The 17665-nt window shown below is 61.3% G+C and carries 16 protein-coding genes; 12 read left to right on the top strand and 4 right to left on the bottom strand.

All coding sequences use genetic code 11. The annotated features are described in order from the left end of the window. Positions 1-9 precede the first annotated feature (9 nt). Genes ssuC through AC1Q9F_RS21340 form a run of 3 tightly spaced genes read left to right on the top strand, consistent with a single transcriptional unit; the run spans position 10 to position 1838 of the window. Positions 10-792: an aliphatic sulfonate ABC transporter permease SsuC gene (gene ssuC / locus AC1Q9F_RS21330; protein WP_011336451.1), complete on the top strand. Its 783-nt coding sequence runs from the start codon at positions 10-12 to the stop codon at positions 790-792. Beyond that, positions 789-1595, top strand: coding sequence for an aliphatic sulfonates ABC transporter ATP-binding protein (ssuB, locus tag AC1Q9F_RS21335; protein ID WP_007953522.1), 807 nt, complete (start codon positions 789-791; stop codon positions 1593-1595). Before ssuC ends, ssuB begins: the two co-directional genes overlap by 4 nt. Before the next feature lie 27 nt (positions 1596-1622). After that, positions 1623-1838 carry a TOBE domain-containing protein gene (locus AC1Q9F_RS21340; RefSeq protein WP_007953520.1) on the top strand — a complete coding sequence of 72 codons (216 nt, stop codon included), beginning with the start codon at positions 1623-1625 and terminating at the stop codon, positions 1836-1838. A gap of 182 nt (positions 1839-2020) precedes the next feature. On the opposite strand, the gene AC1Q9F_RS21345 is transcribed toward AC1Q9F_RS21340, so the two are convergent. Both AC1Q9F_RS21345 and AC1Q9F_RS21350 read right to left on the bottom strand, forming a co-directional pair. Continuing rightward, positions 2021-2653: a TetR/AcrR family transcriptional regulator gene (locus AC1Q9F_RS21345; RefSeq protein ID WP_085746732.1), complete on the bottom strand. Its 633-nt coding sequence runs from the start codon at positions 2651-2653 to the stop codon at positions 2021-2023. A gap of 118 nt (positions 2654-2771) precedes the next feature. Continuing rightward, positions 2772-4148, bottom strand: a complete 1377-nt coding sequence (locus tag AC1Q9F_RS21350) for a glutamine synthetase family protein (protein ID WP_007953516.1) — start codon at positions 4146-4148, stop codon at positions 2772-2774. Between the two features lie 278 nt (positions 4149-4426). Here AC1Q9F_RS21350 and AC1Q9F_RS21355 point away from each other — a divergent pair, with 278 nt between their 5' ends. From AC1Q9F_RS21355 to AC1Q9F_RS21390, 8 genes are all read left to right on the top strand, one after another. Then, a complete protein-coding gene (locus AC1Q9F_RS21355; protein WP_207984269.1) occupies positions 4427-4783 on the top strand; it encodes a gamma-glutamyl-gamma-aminobutyrate hydrolase family protein in 357 nt (118 codons plus the stop codon). Between the two features lie 93 nt (positions 4784-4876). Continuing rightward, positions 4877-6235, top strand: a complete 1359-nt coding sequence (locus AC1Q9F_RS21360; RefSeq protein WP_007953514.1) for a glutamine synthetase family protein — start codon at positions 4877-4879, stop codon at positions 6233-6235. Between the two features lie 56 nt (positions 6236-6291). Then, positions 6292-7656 carry an aspartate aminotransferase family protein gene (locus AC1Q9F_RS21365; RefSeq protein ID WP_492620911.1) on the top strand — a complete coding sequence of 455 codons (1365 nt, stop codon included), beginning with the start codon at positions 6292-6294 and terminating at the stop codon, positions 7654-7656. A gap of 172 nt (positions 7657-7828) precedes the next feature. After that, on the top strand, positions 7829-8941 hold the full coding sequence (locus AC1Q9F_RS21370; protein WP_207984267.1) for a polyamine ABC transporter substrate-binding protein: 1113 nt from the start codon (positions 7829-7831) through the stop codon (positions 8939-8941). 187 nt (positions 8942-9128) lie between these two features. After that, entirely contained in the window at positions 9129-10226 is a 1098-nt protein-coding gene (locus AC1Q9F_RS21375; RefSeq protein WP_207984266.1) for a polyamine ABC transporter substrate-binding protein, read from the top strand. A 73-nt stretch (positions 10227-10299) separates the two neighbouring features. Continuing rightward, the gene (locus tag AC1Q9F_RS21380) at positions 10300-11442 is read left to right on the top strand and encodes an ABC transporter ATP-binding protein (RefSeq protein WP_007953506.1); all 1143 of its coding nucleotides are present in this window, start codon (positions 10300-10302) and stop codon (positions 11440-11442) included. Positions 11443-11477: 35 nt separating this feature from the next. Beyond that, on the top strand, positions 11478-12359 hold the full coding sequence (locus tag AC1Q9F_RS21385; protein WP_238553816.1) for an ABC transporter permease subunit: 882 nt from the start codon (positions 11478-11480) through the stop codon (positions 12357-12359). Next, the gene (locus tag AC1Q9F_RS21390) at positions 12356-13246 is read left to right on the top strand and encodes an ABC transporter permease subunit (RefSeq protein WP_085653970.1); all 891 of its coding nucleotides are present in this window, start codon (positions 12356-12358) and stop codon (positions 13244-13246) included. Before AC1Q9F_RS21385 ends, AC1Q9F_RS21390 begins: the two co-directional genes overlap by 4 nt. Positions 13247-13390: 144 nt before the next feature. On the opposite strand, the gene AC1Q9F_RS21395 is transcribed toward AC1Q9F_RS21390, so the two are convergent. Continuing rightward, positions 13391-14032, bottom strand: a complete 642-nt coding sequence (locus AC1Q9F_RS21395) for an HD domain-containing protein (protein WP_262195577.1) — start codon at positions 14030-14032, stop codon at positions 13391-13393. A gap of 190 nt (positions 14033-14222) precedes the next feature. On the opposite strand from AC1Q9F_RS21395, the gene AC1Q9F_RS21400 reads away from it, so the two are divergent. Further along, positions 14223-15188: a GlxA family transcriptional regulator gene (locus AC1Q9F_RS21400; RefSeq protein WP_207984264.1), complete on the top strand. Its 966-nt coding sequence runs from the start codon at positions 14223-14225 to the stop codon at positions 15186-15188. 7 nt (positions 15189-15195) lie between these two features. On the opposite strand, the gene AC1Q9F_RS21405 is transcribed toward AC1Q9F_RS21400, so the two are convergent. Continuing rightward, positions 15196-17607, bottom strand: coding sequence for a penicillin acylase family protein (locus AC1Q9F_RS21405; RefSeq protein ID WP_492620912.1), 2412 nt, complete (start codon positions 17605-17607; stop codon positions 15196-15198). Positions 17608-17665: the final 58 nt, after the last annotated feature.

Consider the following 17665-nt stretch of genomic DNA (forward strand, 5'->3'; position numbering starts at 1 on the left):
GGCGCCGCCATGAAGAAATTTATCCACAGCCTCGCGCCCTGGGCGTTGCCGGTGTTGTTGCTGGCGGTGTGGCAGTTGTCGGTGTCGGCCGGTTGGCTGTCGACGCGGATTCTGCCGGCGCCGGTGGCAGTGATCGAAGCCGGCGTGAGCCTTGTGCGCAGCGGTGAAATCTGGACGCACCTGGCAATCAGCGGCTGGCGCGCCGCGCTGGGCTTCACCATCGGTGGCAGCATCGGTTTGGTGCTGGGTTTCATCACCGGCCTGTCGAAGTGGGGCGAGCGCCTGCTCGACAGCTCGGTGCAGATGATCCGCAACGTGCCGCACCTGGCGCTGATTCCGCTGGTGATCCTGTGGTTCGGCATCGATGAGTCGGCGAAGATTTTCCTGGTGGCATTGGGCACGCTGTTCCCGATCTACCTCAACACCTATCACGGCATCCGTAACGTCGACCCGGCGTTGGTGGAAATGGCCCGCAGTTATGGCCTGTCCGGTTTCAGCCTGTTCTGGCAGGTGATTCTGCCGGGCGCGCTGCCCTCGATTCTGGTCGGCGTGCGTTTCGCTCTGGGCTTCATGTGGCTGACGCTGATCGTGGCGGAAACCATCTCCGCCAGCTCCGGCATCGGTTATCTGGCGATGAATGCCCGCGAGTTCTTGCAGACCGACGTGGTGGTGCTGGCGATTCTGCTGTACGCGGTGCTCGGCAAGCTGGCCGACCTCGCGGCCCGTGGTCTCGAACGTGTGTGGCTGCGCTGGCATCCGGCGTATCAAGTGGCGAAAGGAGGTGCGGCATGACCGCTCAACAACCTCCACGCCTGCTGCGCGGGATTCCGCTGGCGGTGCGCAACCTGCAAAAGACCTTCGGCTCGCGGCAAGTGCTGCGGGGTATCGATCTGCACATTCCGGCGGGGCAATTCGTCGCTGTGGTCGGGCGCAGTGGTTGCGGCAAAAGTACTTTGCTGCGCCTGCTCGCCGGCCTCGATCAACCCACCGGCGGCGATCTGCTCGCCGGTGCTGCACCGCTCAGCGATGCGCGGGATGACACGCGGTTGATGTTCCAGGAAGCACGGCTGCTGCCGTGGAAAAAGATCATCGACAACGTCGGTCTCGGTCTCAAGGGCAACTGGCGTCCGCAAGCCTTGCAGGCGCTGGATGCGGTGGGCCTCGCCGATCGCGCCAATGAATGGCCGGCGGCGCTGTCCGGCGGGCAGAAGCAGCGTGTGGCGCTGGCCCGGGCGCTGATTCATCAACCGCGTCTGTTGCTGCTCGACGAGCCGCTGGGCGCGCTGGATGCGCTGACCCGGATCGAGATGCAGCAACTGATCGAGCGTCTCTGGCAACAGCATGGTTTCACCGTGTTGCTGGTGACCCACGACGTCAGCGAAGCGGTGGCGATTGCCGACCGGGTGATTCTGATCGAGGACGGCGAAGTCGGGCTCGACCTGCAAGTGGAGCTGCCGCGCCCTCGGGTCCGCGGCTCCCATCGCCTGGCCGCGCTGGAAACCGAAGTACTCAACCGTGTGTTGTCCCTGCCCGGCGAACCGCCGGCGCCGGAACCCGTTTCACCCTTGCCTACGCAACTGCGTTGGGCTCAATAACTCAAGCAAACGACAGGAATCAATGCCATGACTATCAAAGCCATCAACGTACGCAACCAGTTCAAAGGCGCGATCAAGGAGATCGTTCTCGGCGACGTGCTGTCGGAAATCGACGTGCAGACCGCTTCCGGCATCGTCACGTCGGTGATCACCACCCGTTCGGTCAAGGAGCTGGAACTGGAGGTCGGCAGCGAAGTGATCGCCTTCGTGAAATCCACCGAGGTGTCCATCGCCAAGTTGTAAGGGCGTGGGACAAAAACAACCCCGAAGGGTGTGAGCCCTTCGGGGTTTTTTGTGCCTTGAAATCGATGGTGCTGCCTTCGCGAGCAAGCTCGCTCCCACAGGTTCAGTGCCACCCACCGATGTTGCGAGCGCCACAAGTCCCTGTGGGAGCGAGCTTGCTCGCGATGAGGCCGGTGAGTGCGCTAGAGAACCCGCTTGGGCAGATACGGCGGCAGATACAGCCCGATATAGGCATCGAATACCCGCATGCCTTCCTCGGCCATGCGCGGGGTGATCTGCCCGTGCTGCTGCACCGAGCGGGCGTAGACGCGGTCGCCCAGTTCCATGGCCAGCGCGAATACGTCGACGTCATCCGGCAGTCGCGGCAGTTCGAAGTGATGGTCGAACAGCTTGTGCATCAGGTCGCCCAGTTCGAGATCGTGCTGGCGGTCGGCCTGGGTGACTTCGGTGAGGCCGTGCTGCGCGAGGATCAGTTGGCGGGCGGCGGCATCTTCGCCGTAGATCTCCAGCATCCGCTCCTCGACCAGCCGCGACAGGTCGCGCCAGTCGCGCAGGGCATCGTGATCGATCGGTGCTTGCAGGCAGGCGCGGAAGGCCGCGTGCACGTCCGCCGTCAGCGCTTCGAGCAGTGCCGGGACGCTGGCGAAGAAGTGGTAGACCGAGGAGGGCGGAATCTGTGCGCGCTCGGCCACGCTGTAGATCGACAGGCTCGCCACGCCCTCGGCGGCCAGCAGCGTGCGCGCGGCGTCGAGTATCGAATCGATCCGCGCCTGACTGCGGGCGCGGGGTTTGCGGACGGGGGCGGGACGCGTCATGAAAGTCTCCTGCGGGGCAGCGGGCATTGTACGCAGAGCTTGAATGTCTGCCACAGAGGCCAATAAAAAAACGCCGCTGGCTCAGAAGCCAACGGCGTTTTCCTTTGCTGCAGTCCGCTTAAACGGTGTGCAGGTACCAGTTGTACTCGAGGTCGGAGATGGAGTGTTCGAACTCCTCCAGCTCGCTTTCCTTACAGGCGACGAAGATATCGATGTATTTCGGATCGATGTACTTGGCCATCACCTCGCTGTCGTCCAGCTCGCGCAGGGCATCACGCAAGTTGTTCGGCAGGCTCTGCTCGTTCTGCTCGTAGCTGTTGCCTTCGACCGGAGCGCCCGGCTCGATCTTGTTGACCAGACCGTGGTGCACGCCCGCCAGCACCGAAGCCATCAGCAGGTACGGGTTGGCGTCGGCACCGGCCACGCGGTGTTCCAGACGGACCGCGTCGGCGGAGCCGGTCGGTACGCGCAGGGCCACGGTGCGGTTGTCCAGGCCCCAGCTCGGCGAGTTCGGCACGTAGAACTGTGCGCCGAAACGACGGTAGGAGTTGACGTTCGGGCAGAGGAAAGCCATCTGCGCGGGCAGGGTCTCGAGCACACCGCCGATCGCGTGACGCAGCGCGGCGTTCTGCTCGGGATCCTCGCTGGCAAAAATGTTTTTGCCTTCTTTGTCGAGAACCGAAATGTGGACGTGCAGACCGTTGCCTGCCTGGCCCGGGTACGGCTTGGCCATGAAGGTGGTGTCCATTTCATGGTCGTAAGCGATGTTCTTGATCAGACGCTTGAGCAGGACTGCGTAATCGCATGCCTTGATCGGGTCGGCGACGTGGTGCAGGTTCACTTCGAACTGCGCCGGGGCACTTTCCTTGACGATGGCGTCGGCCGGGATGCCTTGCTCTTTGGCGCCTTCCAGAATGTCCTGGAGGCAGTCGACGTATTCGTCGAGGTCGTCGATCAGGTAAACCTGGGTCGAATGCGGGCGTTTGCCGGAGATCGGCGAGCGTGGCGGCTGAGGGCGGCCGTTCACGTTTTCCTGGTCGATCAGGTAGAACTCGAGTTCGAACGCGGCGCAAATGGTCAGGCCGAGCTCGTCAAACTTTGCAACAACTTGACGGAGCACTTCGCGCGGGTCGGCGAAGAAAGGGTCACCTTCGAGTTCGTGCATGGTCATCAACAGTTGCGCGGTCGGGCGCTTCTGCCATGGCTCGTTGCACAGGGTATCGGGGATTGGATAGCAGATACGGTCGGCGTCGCCGATGTCCAGGCCCAGGCCGGTGCTTTCCACCGTCGAACCATTGATATCCAGAGCAAATAGAGAGGCCGGCAGGTTGATGCCTTTCTCGTAAACCTTGTGGAGGCTGGTGCGTTCGATGCGCTTGCCGCGCACCACACCATTCATATCCGCAATCAGAAGGTCAACGTACAGAACCTCAGGATGTTCCTTAAGGAACGCGTTCGCTTCGTTAAGCTGAACGGCACGCGGGGGTACCGACATGATGCAACACCTTTGTTGTTAAAAATATCAATCATTGATCTTTTCTGGTTTCAGTCAACCCGAACGGCCTGCCGAAGTCAAGCGAGGCCTTTTCTGCCCTGAAAAAGCGCCACGAGGGCATTTATGGGGCACTTTGGGGCATTTTTTTATCCATGAAGGACGCGCCACCCGCAGGCTTGAGCAGGCCGTGTTGTATTTTTTACGGGGGTGTTGTGTAAAAAAATGAACAAGGCTAAGCTCGGATCAAACCCATAACAGCAATAATACCGGGGTGCTTCATGTCTCGCCTGCCGTTAATCGGCGTCACCGACTGCTCTTTGCGGTCCGGTCTGCATGCTTATCACATCAGTGGCGACACGTCCGTCCGCAGCGCGGCCCGCAAGGCCTGCAACGTGCCAGCGATCTCCCTGCCCATGGCAGATCGAGCGGCAGCGTCCGATATTCTGGACGTGTGCGAGGGCATCCTCTTTAGCGGTTCTCCTTTCAATATAGATCTCTTTCCCGCTCCCGGCCTGCACCGCGTTCGTCGCCGTGCCCGTGATTCTGCACGCCCGGGATGTGCACAGGAAATGCAACGCCAGCGTAAAGGGCAGGTAAGCTCCTCCTTCATTGTCTATGCGCGGTGCCGGGCGTAAGCCGGCACTGCGCGCAAGCAAGGCCCTTTAACGCGACGCCCCGTGCGTCAAACTTGCCTGACATGCGTCAGGAGACTCAGCCCAGAGGCATTTATGAGTAACAACCTCGACCAGCTCACCGATTGGTTGAAAGACCACAAGATCACAGAAGTCGAATGCATGATCGGCGACTTGACCGGTATTACCCGGGGCAAGATCTCGCCGACCAACAAGTTCATCGCCGAAAAAGGCATGCGCCTGCCAGAGAGCGTTCTGTTGCAGACCGTGACCGGCGACTACGTCGAAGACGACATCTATTACGAACTGCTCGACCCGGCCGACATCGACATGATCTGCCGTCCCGACCAGAACGCCGTGTACCTGGTGCCATGGGCCATCGAGCCGACCGCCCAGGTGATCCACGACACCTACGACAAGCAAGGCAACCCGATCGAGCTGTCGCCGCGCAACGTCCTCAAGAAAGTCCTGAAACTCTACGCCGACAAGGGCTGGCAGCCGATCGTGGCGCCGGAAATGGAGTTCTACCTGACCAAGCGCAGCGACGACCCCGACTATCCGTTGCAGCCACCGGTCGGCCGTTCCGGGCGTCCGGAAATCGGTCGCCAGTCGTTCTCCATCGAGGCGGCGAACGAATTCGATCCGCTGTTCGAAGACGTCTACGACTGGTGCGAACTGCAGGAACTGGACCTCGACACGCTGATCCACGAGGACGGCACCGCGCAGATGGAAATCAACTTCCGTCACGGCGATGCCCTGTCGCTGGCCGACCAGATTCTGGTGTTCAAACGCACCATGCGTGAGGCCGCGCTCAAGCACAACGTGGCCGCGACCTTCATGGCCAAGCCGATGACCGGCGAGCCGGGCAGTGCAATGCACCTGCACCAGAGCATCATCGACATCGAGACCGGCAAGAACGTGTTCTCCAACGAAGACGGGACCATGAGCCAACTGTTCCTGCACCACATCGGTGGCCTGCAGAAACTGATCCCTGAGCTGTTGCCGCTGTTCGCACCGAACGTCAACTCGTTCCGCCGCTTCCTGCCGGACACCTCGGCGCCGGTGAACGTGGAGTGGGGCGAAGAAAACCGCACCGTGGGCCTGCGTGTACCGGATGCCGGCCCGCAGAACCGCCGGGTGGAAAACCGCCTGCCGGGCGCCGACGCCAACCCGTACCTGGCGATTGCCGCGAGCCTGCTCTGTGGCTACATCGGCATGGTCGAAGGCATCAACCCGAGCGCGCCGGTCGTGGGCCGTGGTTACGAACGCCGCAACCTGCGCCTGCCGCTGACCATCGAGGACGCCCTGGAGCGCATGGAAAACAGTGCGACCATCGAGAAATACCTGGGCAAGACCTTCATCACCGGCTACGTCGCGGTCAAGCGGGCCGAGCATGAAAACTTCAAGCGCGTGATCAGTTCCTGGGAGCGTGAGTACCTGCTCTTCGCCGTCTGATACGCCGGGCGCGGTGGCCAGCCGCCGCGCCTTCACCGATAACAAGGAGAATTGGCATGACCAGCAACAACCCGCAAACCCGTGAGTGGCAAGCCCTCAGCAGCGATCACCACCTGGCCCCGTTTAGCGACTTCAAGCAGCTGAAAGAAAAGGGTCCACGGATCATCACCAACGCCAAGGGCGTGTACCTGTGGGACAGCGAGGGCAACAAGATCCTCGATGGCATGGCGGGTCTGTGGTGTGTGGCGATCGGTTATGGGCGCGACGAGTTGGCCGATGCGGCCGCCAAGCAAATGCGCGAACTGCCTTACTACAACCTGTTCTTCCAGACCGCGCACCCGCCGGCACTGGAACTGGCCAAGGCCATCGCCGACGTGGCGCCAGAGGGCATGAACCACGTGTTCTTCACCGGTTCCGGCTCCGAAGGCAACGACACCATGCTGCGCATGGTTCGCCACTACTGGGCGATCAAGGGCCAGCCGAACAAGAAAGTCATCATCAGCCGCAAGAACGGTTACCACGGCTCCACCGTGGCCGGCGCGAGCCTGGGCGGCATGACTTACATGCACGAACAGGGCGACCTGCCGATTCCGGGCATTGTCCACATCGCCCAGCCGTACTGGTTCGCCGAAGGCGGCGACATGACCCCGGAAGAATTCGGGATCTGGGCGGCCAATCAGTTGGAAGAAAAGATTCTGGAAGTCGGCGTGGACAACGTCGGTGCCTTCATTGCCGAGCCGATCCAGGGTGCCGGCGGCGTGATCATTCCACCAGACAGCTACTGGCCGCGCATCAAGGAAATCCTCGCCAAGTACGACATCCTGTTCGTGGCCGATGAAGTGATCTGCGGCTTCGGCCGTACCGGCCAATGGTTCGGCAGCGATTTCTACGACCTCAAGCCGCACATGATGACCATCGCCAAAGGCCTGACGTCCGGCTACATCCCGATGGGTGGCCTGATCGTGCGCGACGAAGTGGTGGCGGTGCTCAACGAGGGCGGCGATTTCAACCACGGCTTCACCTACTCCGGTCACCCGGTGGCGGCGGCGGTGGGTCTGGAAAACATCCGGATTCTGCGCGAAGAGAAAATCATCGAACGCGCCCATGAAGAAACGGCACCGTATTTGCAGAAACGTCTGCGCGAACTGAACGATCACCCGTTGGTGGGTGAAGTACGCGGGGTCGGTCTGCTGGGGGCCATCGAGCTGGTGCAGGACAAGGCCACTCGCAAGCGTTACGAAGGCAAGGGTGTGGGCATGATCTGCCGCCAGTTCTGCTTCGACAACGGGCTGATCATGCGTGCCGTGGGCGACACCATGATCATCGCGCCGCCGCTGGTAATCAGCAAGGCGGAGATCGACGAGCTGGTGACAAAGGCACGCAAGTGCCTGGACCTGACCCTGAGTGCGTTGCAGGGCTAAGTGCTAGGCTCTGAGCGATGGAGCTGTTGCGCTGTCGCTCGGAGCTGTCAGAAAGGCTGGTCTTTTCTTGAAAGACCGCCTCGGATCTTGCCAGACTAGCCGCGGTTCCAGTTGTCCGGGTTCGGCCGCTGAACAAAGTGGTTCAAAAAAGAAAAATTTGGAGCATTAACGCATGAAGGCATTAGGCAAAAAGCTCGCTGGCAAGACTCTGCTCGCCATGTCCCTGATGGGCGTGATGGCGGGTGCGGTTCAGGCGGACGACAAGGTGTTGCACGTTTACAACTGGTCCGACTACATCGCGCCGGACACGGTTGCCAATTTCGAAAAAGAGACGGGCATCAAGGTCGTCTATGACGTTTTCGACAGCAACGAAACCCTGGAAGCGAAGCTGCTGGCCGGCAAATCCGGTTACGACATCGTGGTGCCTTCCAACAACTTCCTGGCCAAGCAGATCAAGGCCGGCGTTTATCAGGAACTGGACAAGTCCAAGCTGACAAACTGGAAGAACCTCGACGAAGACCTGCTCAAAGCCGTTGGCGACGCCAGCGACCCGGGCAACAAGCATGCGTTCCCGTACATGTGGGGTTCGATCGGCATCGGTTACAACCCGGAGAAGGTCAAGGCTGCGCTGGGCGTCGACAAGATCGATTCCTGGGACATCGTGTTCAAGCCTGAAAACATCGAGAAGCTGAAAAGCTGCGGCGTAAGCTTCCTCGACGCGCCGACCGAAATGATTCCGGCGGCTTTGCACTACCTGGGCAAACCGACCAACAGCAAAGACAAGGCTGACCTGAAAGCCGCCGAGGACCTGTTCCTCAAAGTGCGTCCTTCGGTTGCCTACTTCCACTCCTCGAAGTACATCTCGGACCTGGCCAACGGCAACATCTGCGTGGCGGTCGGTTACTCGGGTGACCTGGAACAATCCAAGACCCGCGCCAAGGAAGCCGGTGACAAGGTCAAACTGGCCTACACCATTCCGAAAGAGGGTGCCGGTACTTTCTACGACATGGTCGCCATTCCAAAGGATGCCGAAAACGTCGAAGCCGCCTACAAGTTCATGAACTACCTGCTCGAGCCGAAAGTGATGGCAGGCATCACCAACGCCGTGCGTTTCCCGAACGGCAACAAGGCTGCAACGCCAATGGTGGACAAAGACATCACCAGCGATCCGAGCATCTACCCTTCGGCTGAAGTGAAGAAGCAGCTCTATGCGATCAGCGATCTGGACGCGGCCACCTTGCGCCTGATCACTCGCAGCTGGACCAAGATCAAATCCGGTAAATAAGCCGGTTTGAAGCAGTCACCGCTGGCCGTCGCCTTCACCCGGGCGGTCAGCGGTGCAATTAAATGACAGAAAGTTTTGCTGGAACGGTTTTTCGAAGGTAAGTTGCGCGCCGGTTTTGTTGCCGGGCAACCGTGACTGTCATGCAGCACGGGGCAACTTGGGCCCAACTAAATTAGAGGACCTCCACTTGCCTATTTTTTCTTCTTTGCGCAATGCCCTGCTGGCCGCTGCCGGCCTGACGTTCGCTGTCGGTGCCCAAGCCGCCGGTACTGTGCATATTTATAACTGGTCGGATTATATCGGCGAGACCACTCTGGCCGATTTCCAGAAAGACACCGGGATCAAACCGGTCTACGACGTGTTCGACTCCAACGAAACCCTGGAAGGCAAGCTGCTCGCCGGGCGTACTGGTTACGACGTGGTCGTGCCGTCGAACCACTTCCTCGGCAAGCAGATCAAGGCGGGCGCGTTCCAGAAGCTCGACAAGGCGCAGCTGCCGAACTATTCCAATCTCGATCCGGTGCTGCTCAAGCGCCTGGAGCAGAACGATCCGGGCAACCTGTACGCCGTACCGTACCTGTGGGGCACCAACGGCATCGGCTACAACGTCGATAAAGTGAAAGCCGTGCTGGGCGTCGACAAGATCGATTCCTGGAGCGTGCTGTTCGAGCCGGAGAACATCAAGAAGCTGCACAGCTGCGGCGTGGCGTTCCTCGATTCGGCCGATGAAATGATGCCGACCGTGCTCAACTACATGGGCCTGAACGCCAACAGCACTGATCCCAAGGATTACGCCAAGGCCACGGACAAACTGCTGGCGGTGCGTCCTTACGTGACCTACTTCCATTCCTCGAAATACATCGGTGACCTGGCCAACGGCGACATCTGCGTGGCGATCGGTTTCTCCGGCGACATCTTCCAGGCCAAGCACCGTGCCGAAGAAGCCAAGAAAGGCGTGAACATTGCCTACTCGATCCCGAAAGAGGGTGGCGCGCTGTGGTTCGACATGCTGGCGATTCCGAAGGATTCGGCCAACGTCAAAGAGGCCCACGCCTTCATCAACTATTTGCTGAAACCTGAGGTGATCGCCCAGGTCAGTGATTACGTCGGTTACGCCAACCCCAACCCGGGTTCGGACAAGCTGATGGAGCAGTCCATCCGCACCGACGAGTCGGTTTATCCACCGCAGGCCGTGCTCGACAAGACCTACGTGTCGATCGAGTTGCCGCCGAACATTCAGCGTTTGATGACCCGCAGCTGGACCAAGGTCAAGTCGGGTAAATAGCTTCAACGTACAAACTATCCTGGGTTCGTCTTGCGTGGGCGAACTGCACTCTTTTTTTCTGGGAGTTTTGTAAATGGCAGTTGCCTCCGGCGCCTATAAGAAAGCCCTCGAGGGCGACCAGACACCGAAACAGGTGCTGGTCAAAATCGACCGGGTCACGAAGAAGTTCGACGAGACGGTTGCCGTGGACGATGTGTCCCTGGAAATCAAGAAGGGCGAGATCTTCGCCCTGCTCGGCGGTTCGGGATCGGGCAAATCCACTCTGCTGCGGATGCTGGCAGGGTTCGAACGGCCCACGGAGGGGCGCATTTTCCTCGACGGCGTCGACATCACCGACATGCCGCCGTACGAGCGACCGATCAACATGATGTTCCAGTCCTACGCCCTGTTCCCGCACATGACCGTGGCGCAGAACATTGCGTTCGGCCTGCAACAGGACAAGATTCCCAAGGCCGAGATCGACGCCCGCGTGGCCGAGATGCTCAAGCTGGTGCAGATGAGCCAGTACGCCAAGCGCAAGCCGCATCAACTGTCCGGCGGTCAGCGTCAGCGTGTGGCGCTGGCGCGTTCGCTGGCCAAACGGCCGAAACTGCTGCTGCTCGACGAGCCGATGGGCGCACTGGACAAGAAACTGCGTTCGCAAATGCAGCTTGAGCTGGTTGAGATCATCGAGCGCGTTGGCGTGACCTGCGTAATGGTGACCCACGACCAGGAAGAGGCCATGACCATGGCCGAGCGCATCGCGATCATGCACCTGGGCTGGATCGCTCAGATCGGCAGCCCGATCGACATCTACGAAACCCCGACCAGTCGCCTGGTCTGCGAATTCATCGGTAACGTGAACATCTTCGAAGGCGAAGTGATCGACGACGCCGAAGGCCACGCGACCATCACCTGCAAGGATCTCGACCGGCAGATCTATGTCGGCCACGGCATCAGCACCTCGGTGCAGGACAAGTCCGTGACCTACGCGATCCGTCCGGAAAAACTGCTGGTCACCGCCGATCAGCCGACCTGCGAATACAACTGGTCGAGCGGCAAAGTGCATGACATCGCCTACCTCGGCGGGCACTCGGTGTTCTACGTCGAATTGCCGAGCGGCAAGCTGGTGCAGTCGTTCGTGGCCAACGCCGAGCGCCGTGGCGCGCGTCCGACCTGGGGCGATCAGGTTTACGTGTGGTGGGAAGACGACAGCGGCGTGGTACTTCGCTCATGAACATGCGCAAATTCAAACGCCGGCTCAATCGAATAATTCCCGGTGGTCGTCAGTTGGTCATCGGGGTCCCGTTCATCTGGCTGTTCCTGTTCTTCATGCTGCCGTTCTTCATCGTCCTGAAGATCAGCTTCGCCGAAGCGGACGTGGCCATCCCGCCGTACACCGAGATCTACACCTACGCCGAGCAGAAGCTGCAACTGCTGCTGAACCTGGGCAACTACGCGATGCTCGGCGACGACGAGCTGTACATCGCCGCGTACCTCGGCTCGCTGAAGATGGCGTTTTTCAGCACGCTGCTGTGCCTGTTGATCGGTTATCCGATGGCCTACGCCATCGCTAGCGCCCGTAAAGAGATGCAGACGGTGCTGGTGCTGCTGATCATGATGCCGACCTGGACGGCGATCCTGATCCGCGTCTATGCGTGGATGGGCATCCTCAGCAACAACGGCCTGCTCAACGGTTTCCTGATGAGCATGGGCTTGATCGACGAGCCGCTGCAGATCCTCAACACCAACCTCGCGGTGTACATCGGCGTCGTCTACTCGTACCTGCCGTTCATGATCCTGCCGCTGTACGCCAACCTGGTGAAACACGACACCAGCCTGCTGGAGGCCGCTTCCGACCTGGGTTCGAGCACCTTCAACAGCTTCTGGAAAATCACCGTGCCGCTGTCCAAGAACGGCATCATCGCCGGCTGCATGCTGGTGTTCATCCCGGTGGTGGGCGAGTTCGTGATCCCGGAACTGCTTGGCGGTCCGGAAACCCTGATGATCGGTAAAGTGCTCTGGCAAGAGTTCTTCAACAACCGTGACTGGCCGGTGGCGTCCGCCCTGGCGGTGGTGATGCTGGCGATCCTGATCGTACCGATCATCCTGTTCAACCGCAGTCAGGCCAAGGAAATGGAGGGTAAAGAATGAAGCGCTTCCGTTTCTCCAGCCTGATGCTGGTGCTCGGCCTGTTGTTTATCTACCTGCCGATGCTGATCCTGGTGATCTACTCGTTCAACGCCTCCAAACTGGTGACGGTGTGGGGCGGCTGGTCGGTGAAGTGGTACGTCGGCCTGCTCGACAACTCGCAACTGATGGGCTCGGTGGTGCGCTCGCTGGAAATCGCCTGCTACACCGCGGTTGCTGCGGTGGCGCTGGGTACGCTGGCAGCCTTCGTGCTGACCCGCATCACCCGCTTCAAGGGCCGCACGCTGTTTGGTGGCCTGGTGACCGCGCCGCTGGTCATGCCTGAGGTGATTACCGGTCTGTCGCTGTTGCTGCTGTTCGTGGCGATGGCGCAGATGATCGGTTGGCCACAGGAGCGCGGCATCGTCACCATCTGGATCGCCCACACCACGTTTTGTGCGGCGTATGTGGCGGTGGTGGTGTCGGCGCGTCTGCGTGAGCTGGACCTGTCGATCGAAGAGGCGGCGATGGACCTCGGTGCGCGTCCGTGGAAGGTGTTCTTCCTGATCACCATCCCGATGATCGCGCCGTCACTGGCGGCGGGCGGCATGATGTCGTTCGCGCTGTCGCTGGACGACCTAGTGCTGGCGAGCTTCGTGTCGGGCCCGGGTTCGACGACCCTGCCGATGGAAGTGTTCTCGGCGGTGCGTCTGGGCGTGAAGCCGGAGATCAACGCCGTGGCCAGCCTGATTCTGCTGGCGGTTTCGCTGGTCACCTTCCTGGTCTGGTTCTTCAGCCGCCGTGCCGAAGAAGCCCGCAAGAAAGCGATTCAGCAGGCCATCGAAGAAGGCGCTGCGGATTCGTGGAAGCAACCGGACGTGCGCCGGGCGCCGACGCCGGAAGCGGCTTAAGCAGTCATGGGGTTGATCACAACTCTGTGATCAACCCCAATCCAAACTGTGGGAGCGAGCTTGCTCGCGAAAGCGGTGTGTCATTCAACATCGATGTTGGCTGATACGCCCCCTTCGCGAGCAAGCTCGCTCCCACAGTTGGTTTTAGGCCGACCAAGGAGAATTGCGGATGACTTCGACGAAGTTCATCGGCTTGAACCCCGGCGCCTGATCCTTCAACACATCGGTCTTCACATTGCCGAACGTGGTCTGCGGACGATGACGCAAGCCGTCGGCGAACGCGCAGATGATGCACTCCTTGAAACCTTCGCCCCGTGGATGCGCATGCACCACTGCTTCGCGCTGCACCGTGGTGAACGCCGCGTAGTCCATGCCCAGCACATCCATCTCCACGCCTGCGGTCACCAGCGCCACGGTCGGACGCAGATGCTTCGGTACGCCCGGTGTGGTGTGCAGGGCGATCGACAGCCAGACCTGCTCGATGTCGTCGTCACTCAACCCGTACGGTTTTAGAAACGCGGCGGCTGCGTTGGCGCCATCGACCTCGAAGCGCTCGTCGTCGCTGCGATGCCCTTCGACCAGACCCAGGTCGTGGAACATCGCGCCGACGTACAGCAGCTCCGGATCGTAGGCCAGTTGCTGGCGCTCACCGCTCAAGGCACCGAACAGAAACACCCGGCGCGAGTGGTGGTAAAGCAGGTCGGATTCGATGTCGCGGATGTATTCGGTGGTGGCCCGGGCGAGGGCGCTGTCGGGGATCTGGATACCGGCGATGGTCGTGGTCATGTTGAGCTTCCTCGTCGAAAACGCCGTCACGGCGCTGATGTGGAAAGTCTGTTCCCGGGGGCTAAACCGGACAATCGATCCATGGCTGCGATCCTTGCCATTCCACCTGCAAATCGTGCCAGCTCGCTTCTGCGGCGAGGATTGGCTAGGGTTGGCGCTGATTCGTCATTCCCCGGGAGCCGAGATTGCCATGAACAGAACCGTCGCCATCGTGTTGTTCCCCGGCGTGCAGGCGCTGGACGTCAGCGGGCCGATGGATGTGTTCGCCGAGGCCAACCGCTTCCTGGCGCCGGAGGATCATTACCGGCTCGACGTGATCGGCGTCGAGCGCGGGCCGATGGCGTGTTCCAACGGGCTGACCCTGAGTGCGCATCGGCATTTCAGCGAAGCGCAGGAGGCTTATGACTTGCTGCTGGTGGCGGGCGGGCCGCGGTTGCCGTTTCTGGATTTCGGCGAGACGTTCGATGCCTGGCTGCGCGAGGCCTGTGGGAGGGCGCGGCGGTTCGGCTCGATCTGCAACGGCGCGTTCATGCTCGCCCGTGCCGGGTTGCTGGACGGGCGCACGGTCACCACCCACTGGAACGACGCCGAGGCGCTGGCGCAGTTGTGCCCGTCGAGCCGGGTCGAGGCTGATCGGTTGTACGTCGAGGATGGTCAGCTCTACACCTCGGCCGGGGTGACGGCGGGGATCGATCTGTCGCTGTACCTGCTGGCGCGTGACTACGGGGCCGAGGTCGCGCTGAGCGTGGCCAAGCGACTGGTGGTGTTCACCCAGCGCTCGGGCGGGCAGTCGCAGTTCAGCCCGTTCCTTACACCCCATGCCGAGCCGACGTCGGCGGTGGCGATGGTACAGCTGTATGTGCTGGCCAATCTCACGGGCGACCTGACCATTGCCGATCTGGCGAACGCGGCAAACATGAGTGCGCGGAATTTCTCCCGGGTGTTTGCGAGGGAGGCGAAAGTCACCCCGGCGGAATTCGTCGAGCGGGCGCGGGTGGATGCTGCGCGGGTGATGCTCGAAAGCACCACGGCGCCGCTGAAAACCGTGGCGTATCAGTGCGGGTTTCGTGATGCGCAACACATGCGCAGCGTGTTCAACCGGCGGCTGGGGGTGACGCCGCAGCAGTTTCGGCTGAACTTTGCGGCGATGGTTTGAGCGGCGCCTATTGAGCCGCTCGCGCCGGCAACAGCTTCAGCGTACTCCGCGTATTCGCCGTCACCTCTTCCTCACTGAAATGCGCCTGCACATACATCCCGTCCACATACGCCTCCGCCTGATCGTCATAGTGGCTGTCGAACGGCACGCCGCTCTGGCCGACCGGGTTGATCGTCAGGCTGTGAGCCGGATCCGCGAAGTCCACCAACCGCCGGGTCGACGGGCCGTAGGTCACCGGCCACGGCGCCGGGCCGATCTTCGCCGAGAGGTTGTTCGGCACTTCATGGGAGCCCGGTGCGGCGAACGGGCCGACGTTGAAAATGCGATCCAGCGGTTTCTGCTGACCCAGCGGATGACCATGGGTCAGGGTGTGGGCCTTGCCCCATTGCCAGCCGGAGGCGTCGTCGCCGAGGGTTTGCTTCAGGTGCGCCATGCTGGCCTGCCACGCGGTGCGCACGGTGTCGACGCGGGTCTCCTTGTTCGGCGTGCTGCGGTTGTCCCACCACGGTGAATCGGCATTCGCCGCGAGCCGGGGCAGGGCTGCATCGATCACCCGGGTCGACAGCAGGGTTTCGAAGAAATCATTGCCCAGCTCATCGCGCATGGCCGCGTCGGCGAGGTTGAACAGGAACTGGTTGAACACCGTCGCACTGACCGAGTCCAGCGGATAGTCGCCTTGCCATTGGGCCAGTTGTTCGATCAGCTTCTGCTCGGTGGGATTGTCCGCCACCTCGCGCAGTACCGGCAGCAACGGCGCCAGCAGACGCGGGCCGTAACCGGTGGTAGTGCCCAGTTGCAGCTTCTGGTTGGCCTCGTTGTCCCACTTCACGTTCTTGTCGGCGAGCTGGCGGTTGAGCTGCTGGCCACGGTCGGCGAGGTTGTAATAACCGGGAATCTCCATGCCGGTCGGCGACACCGGTTGGAAGTTGGCCGAGACGATATAGCCGCGCGCCGGGTTCTCTTCCTGCGGGTTGGCGCTGAACGGGAAGTAGCCGTCCTTGTCCGCTTGATTGCTGCTGCCGTCGAGAATGAAGCCAGGCTTCACCCCCACCGGACGCTTGGGCAGCAGCGCCGAGGCCCACCACGCGATATCGCCCTTGGCGTTGGCGTAGACGATGTTCAGCCCCGGCGCCTGCACCTTGGCGGCAGCGGCGCGGGCCTTGGCCAGGGTGTCGGCGCGGTTGAGCTGGTAGAAACCTTCGAGGATCGGGTTCGGCGTTTCGAGAAATGCCCACCACATCGCGATCGGGGTTTTCCCGGCGGCGCTGCCGAGGGCGTCGTTGACGATCGGCCCGTGGGGCGACTGGCGCAGCGTGATGGTCACCGGCGTCTGGCCTTTCACCGCGATCTGCTGTTCGGTCTTGGCCATGTCGGTCCACTGGCCGCGATACCAGACTTGATCCGGGTTATCCGGATTGACCTTCTCGGCGATCAGGTCGAGGTCATCGTTCTGGAACATGGTCAGGCTCCAGCCGAAATCCAGGTTGTGGCCGAGAAACGCAAACGGCACCAGCGCCTGATGATGACCGTACAGTTCAAAACCCGGCGCCGACAGCTGTGCCTCGTACCACACCGACGGCACCGAGAAGCGGATGTGCGGATCGCCCGCCAACAGGGGCTTGGCGCTCTTGCTGTGGCTGCCGGCGATCACCCAGGCGTTGCTGCCTTCGAACTGCGGCAGACCGTTGTCGATCAGCGCCTGTTCGCTGACGCGGGCGAGGGCGTTCAGGTCTTTCCAGTCTTCGGCAGCGAGGGCCGGTGCAGTGCCGGCGTGACCTTTGGCGAGTACGCCTTTGGGCTGCCAGTCGAGGTCGAAGACGTTGAGGTAATCGGCGCCCAGTTGATCGCGCACGTAGGTCAGCAGCGGTTCGGTGCGAAACGCGGCGGCAAAGCTGTAGGCCATGTAGCCGGCGACGCTGATGCTGTCTTCGGCAGTGAACGGCCGCTTGGGGATGCCCAGCACGTCGAACTCGACAGGGGCAGCGTGCGAGTCCTGATATTGATTGATGCCGTCCAGATAGGCTTGCAGGGCCTTCCACGCCGGTGACTGCTTGTCGAGGCCGGCCACGTAACTGGCGGCGCGCTCGCGGATGCGCAGACTGCGGAACAGTTTGTCGGTATCGAGCAGTTTCGGCCCGAGCACTTCGGCCAGCTCGCCCCGGGCCAGACGACGCATGGCTTCCATCTGAAACAGGCGATCCTGGGCATGCACATAGCCGAGGGCGCGGTAGAGGTCAGTCTCGTTTTCGGCGCGGATGTGCGGCACACCGCGTTCGTCGTAACGCACGGTCACCGAGCCTTGCAGGTTGCGCAACTCCACCTGGCCCTGACGCGTCGGTTGCTTGCTGTAGACATACCACCCGCCGGCGGCGAGCAGGACAACGATGAGCAAGGCAAGAACGGTGAAGACGCGTTTCATGGTGACTCCTTGTGCATTCGGGATTGCCGCCCGTGCGGGCTGCAAACAATTAGCACAC

Source organism: Pseudomonas sp. GW823-FHT04A03, from assembly GCF_058796615.1.

What these genes read in the sequence shown, in the direction of transcription:
- ssuC (WP_011336451.1), top strand. Translation starts at nt 10, where the DNA reads ATGAAGAAATTTATCCACAGCCTCGCGCCCTGGGCGTTGCCGGTGTTG.
- ssuB (WP_007953522.1), top strand. Translation starts at nt 789, where the DNA reads ATGACCGCTCAACAACCTCCACGCCTGCTGCGCGGGATTCCGCTGGCG.
- AC1Q9F_RS21340 (WP_007953520.1), top strand. Translation starts at nt 1,623, where the DNA reads ATGACTATCAAAGCCATCAACGTACGCAACCAGTTCAAAGGCGCGATC.
- AC1Q9F_RS21345 (WP_085746732.1), bottom strand. Translation starts at nt 2,653, where the DNA reads ATGACGCGTCCCGCCCCCGTCCGCAAACCCCGCGCCCGCAGTCAGGCG.
- AC1Q9F_RS21350 (WP_007953516.1), bottom strand. Translation starts at nt 4,148, where the DNA reads ATGTCGGTACCCCCGCGTGCCGTTCAGCTTAACGAAGCGAACGCGTTC.
- AC1Q9F_RS21355 (WP_207984269.1), top strand. Translation starts at nt 4,427, where the DNA reads ATGTCTCGCCTGCCGTTAATCGGCGTCACCGACTGCTCTTTGCGGTCC.
- AC1Q9F_RS21360 (WP_007953514.1), top strand. Translation starts at nt 4,877, where the DNA reads ATGAGTAACAACCTCGACCAGCTCACCGATTGGTTGAAAGACCACAAG.
- AC1Q9F_RS21365 (WP_492620911.1), top strand. Translation starts at nt 6,292, where the DNA reads ATGACCAGCAACAACCCGCAAACCCGTGAGTGGCAAGCCCTCAGCAGC.
- AC1Q9F_RS21370 (WP_207984267.1), top strand. Translation starts at nt 7,829, where the DNA reads ATGAAGGCATTAGGCAAAAAGCTCGCTGGCAAGACTCTGCTCGCCATG.
- AC1Q9F_RS21380 (WP_007953506.1), top strand. Translation starts at nt 10,300, where the DNA reads ATGGCAGTTGCCTCCGGCGCCTATAAGAAAGCCCTCGAGGGCGACCAG.
- AC1Q9F_RS21390 (WP_085653970.1), top strand. Translation starts at nt 12,356, where the DNA reads ATGAAGCGCTTCCGTTTCTCCAGCCTGATGCTGGTGCTCGGCCTGTTG.
- AC1Q9F_RS21395 (WP_262195577.1), bottom strand. Translation starts at nt 14,032, where the DNA reads ATGACCACGACCATCGCCGGTATCCAGATCCCCGACAGCGCCCTCGCC.
- AC1Q9F_RS21400 (WP_207984264.1), top strand. Translation starts at nt 14,223, where the DNA reads ATGAACAGAACCGTCGCCATCGTGTTGTTCCCCGGCGTGCAGGCGCTG.
- AC1Q9F_RS21405 (WP_492620912.1), bottom strand. Translation starts at nt 17,607, where the DNA reads ATGAAACGCGTCTTCACCGTTCTTGCCTTGCTCATCGTTGTCCTGCTC.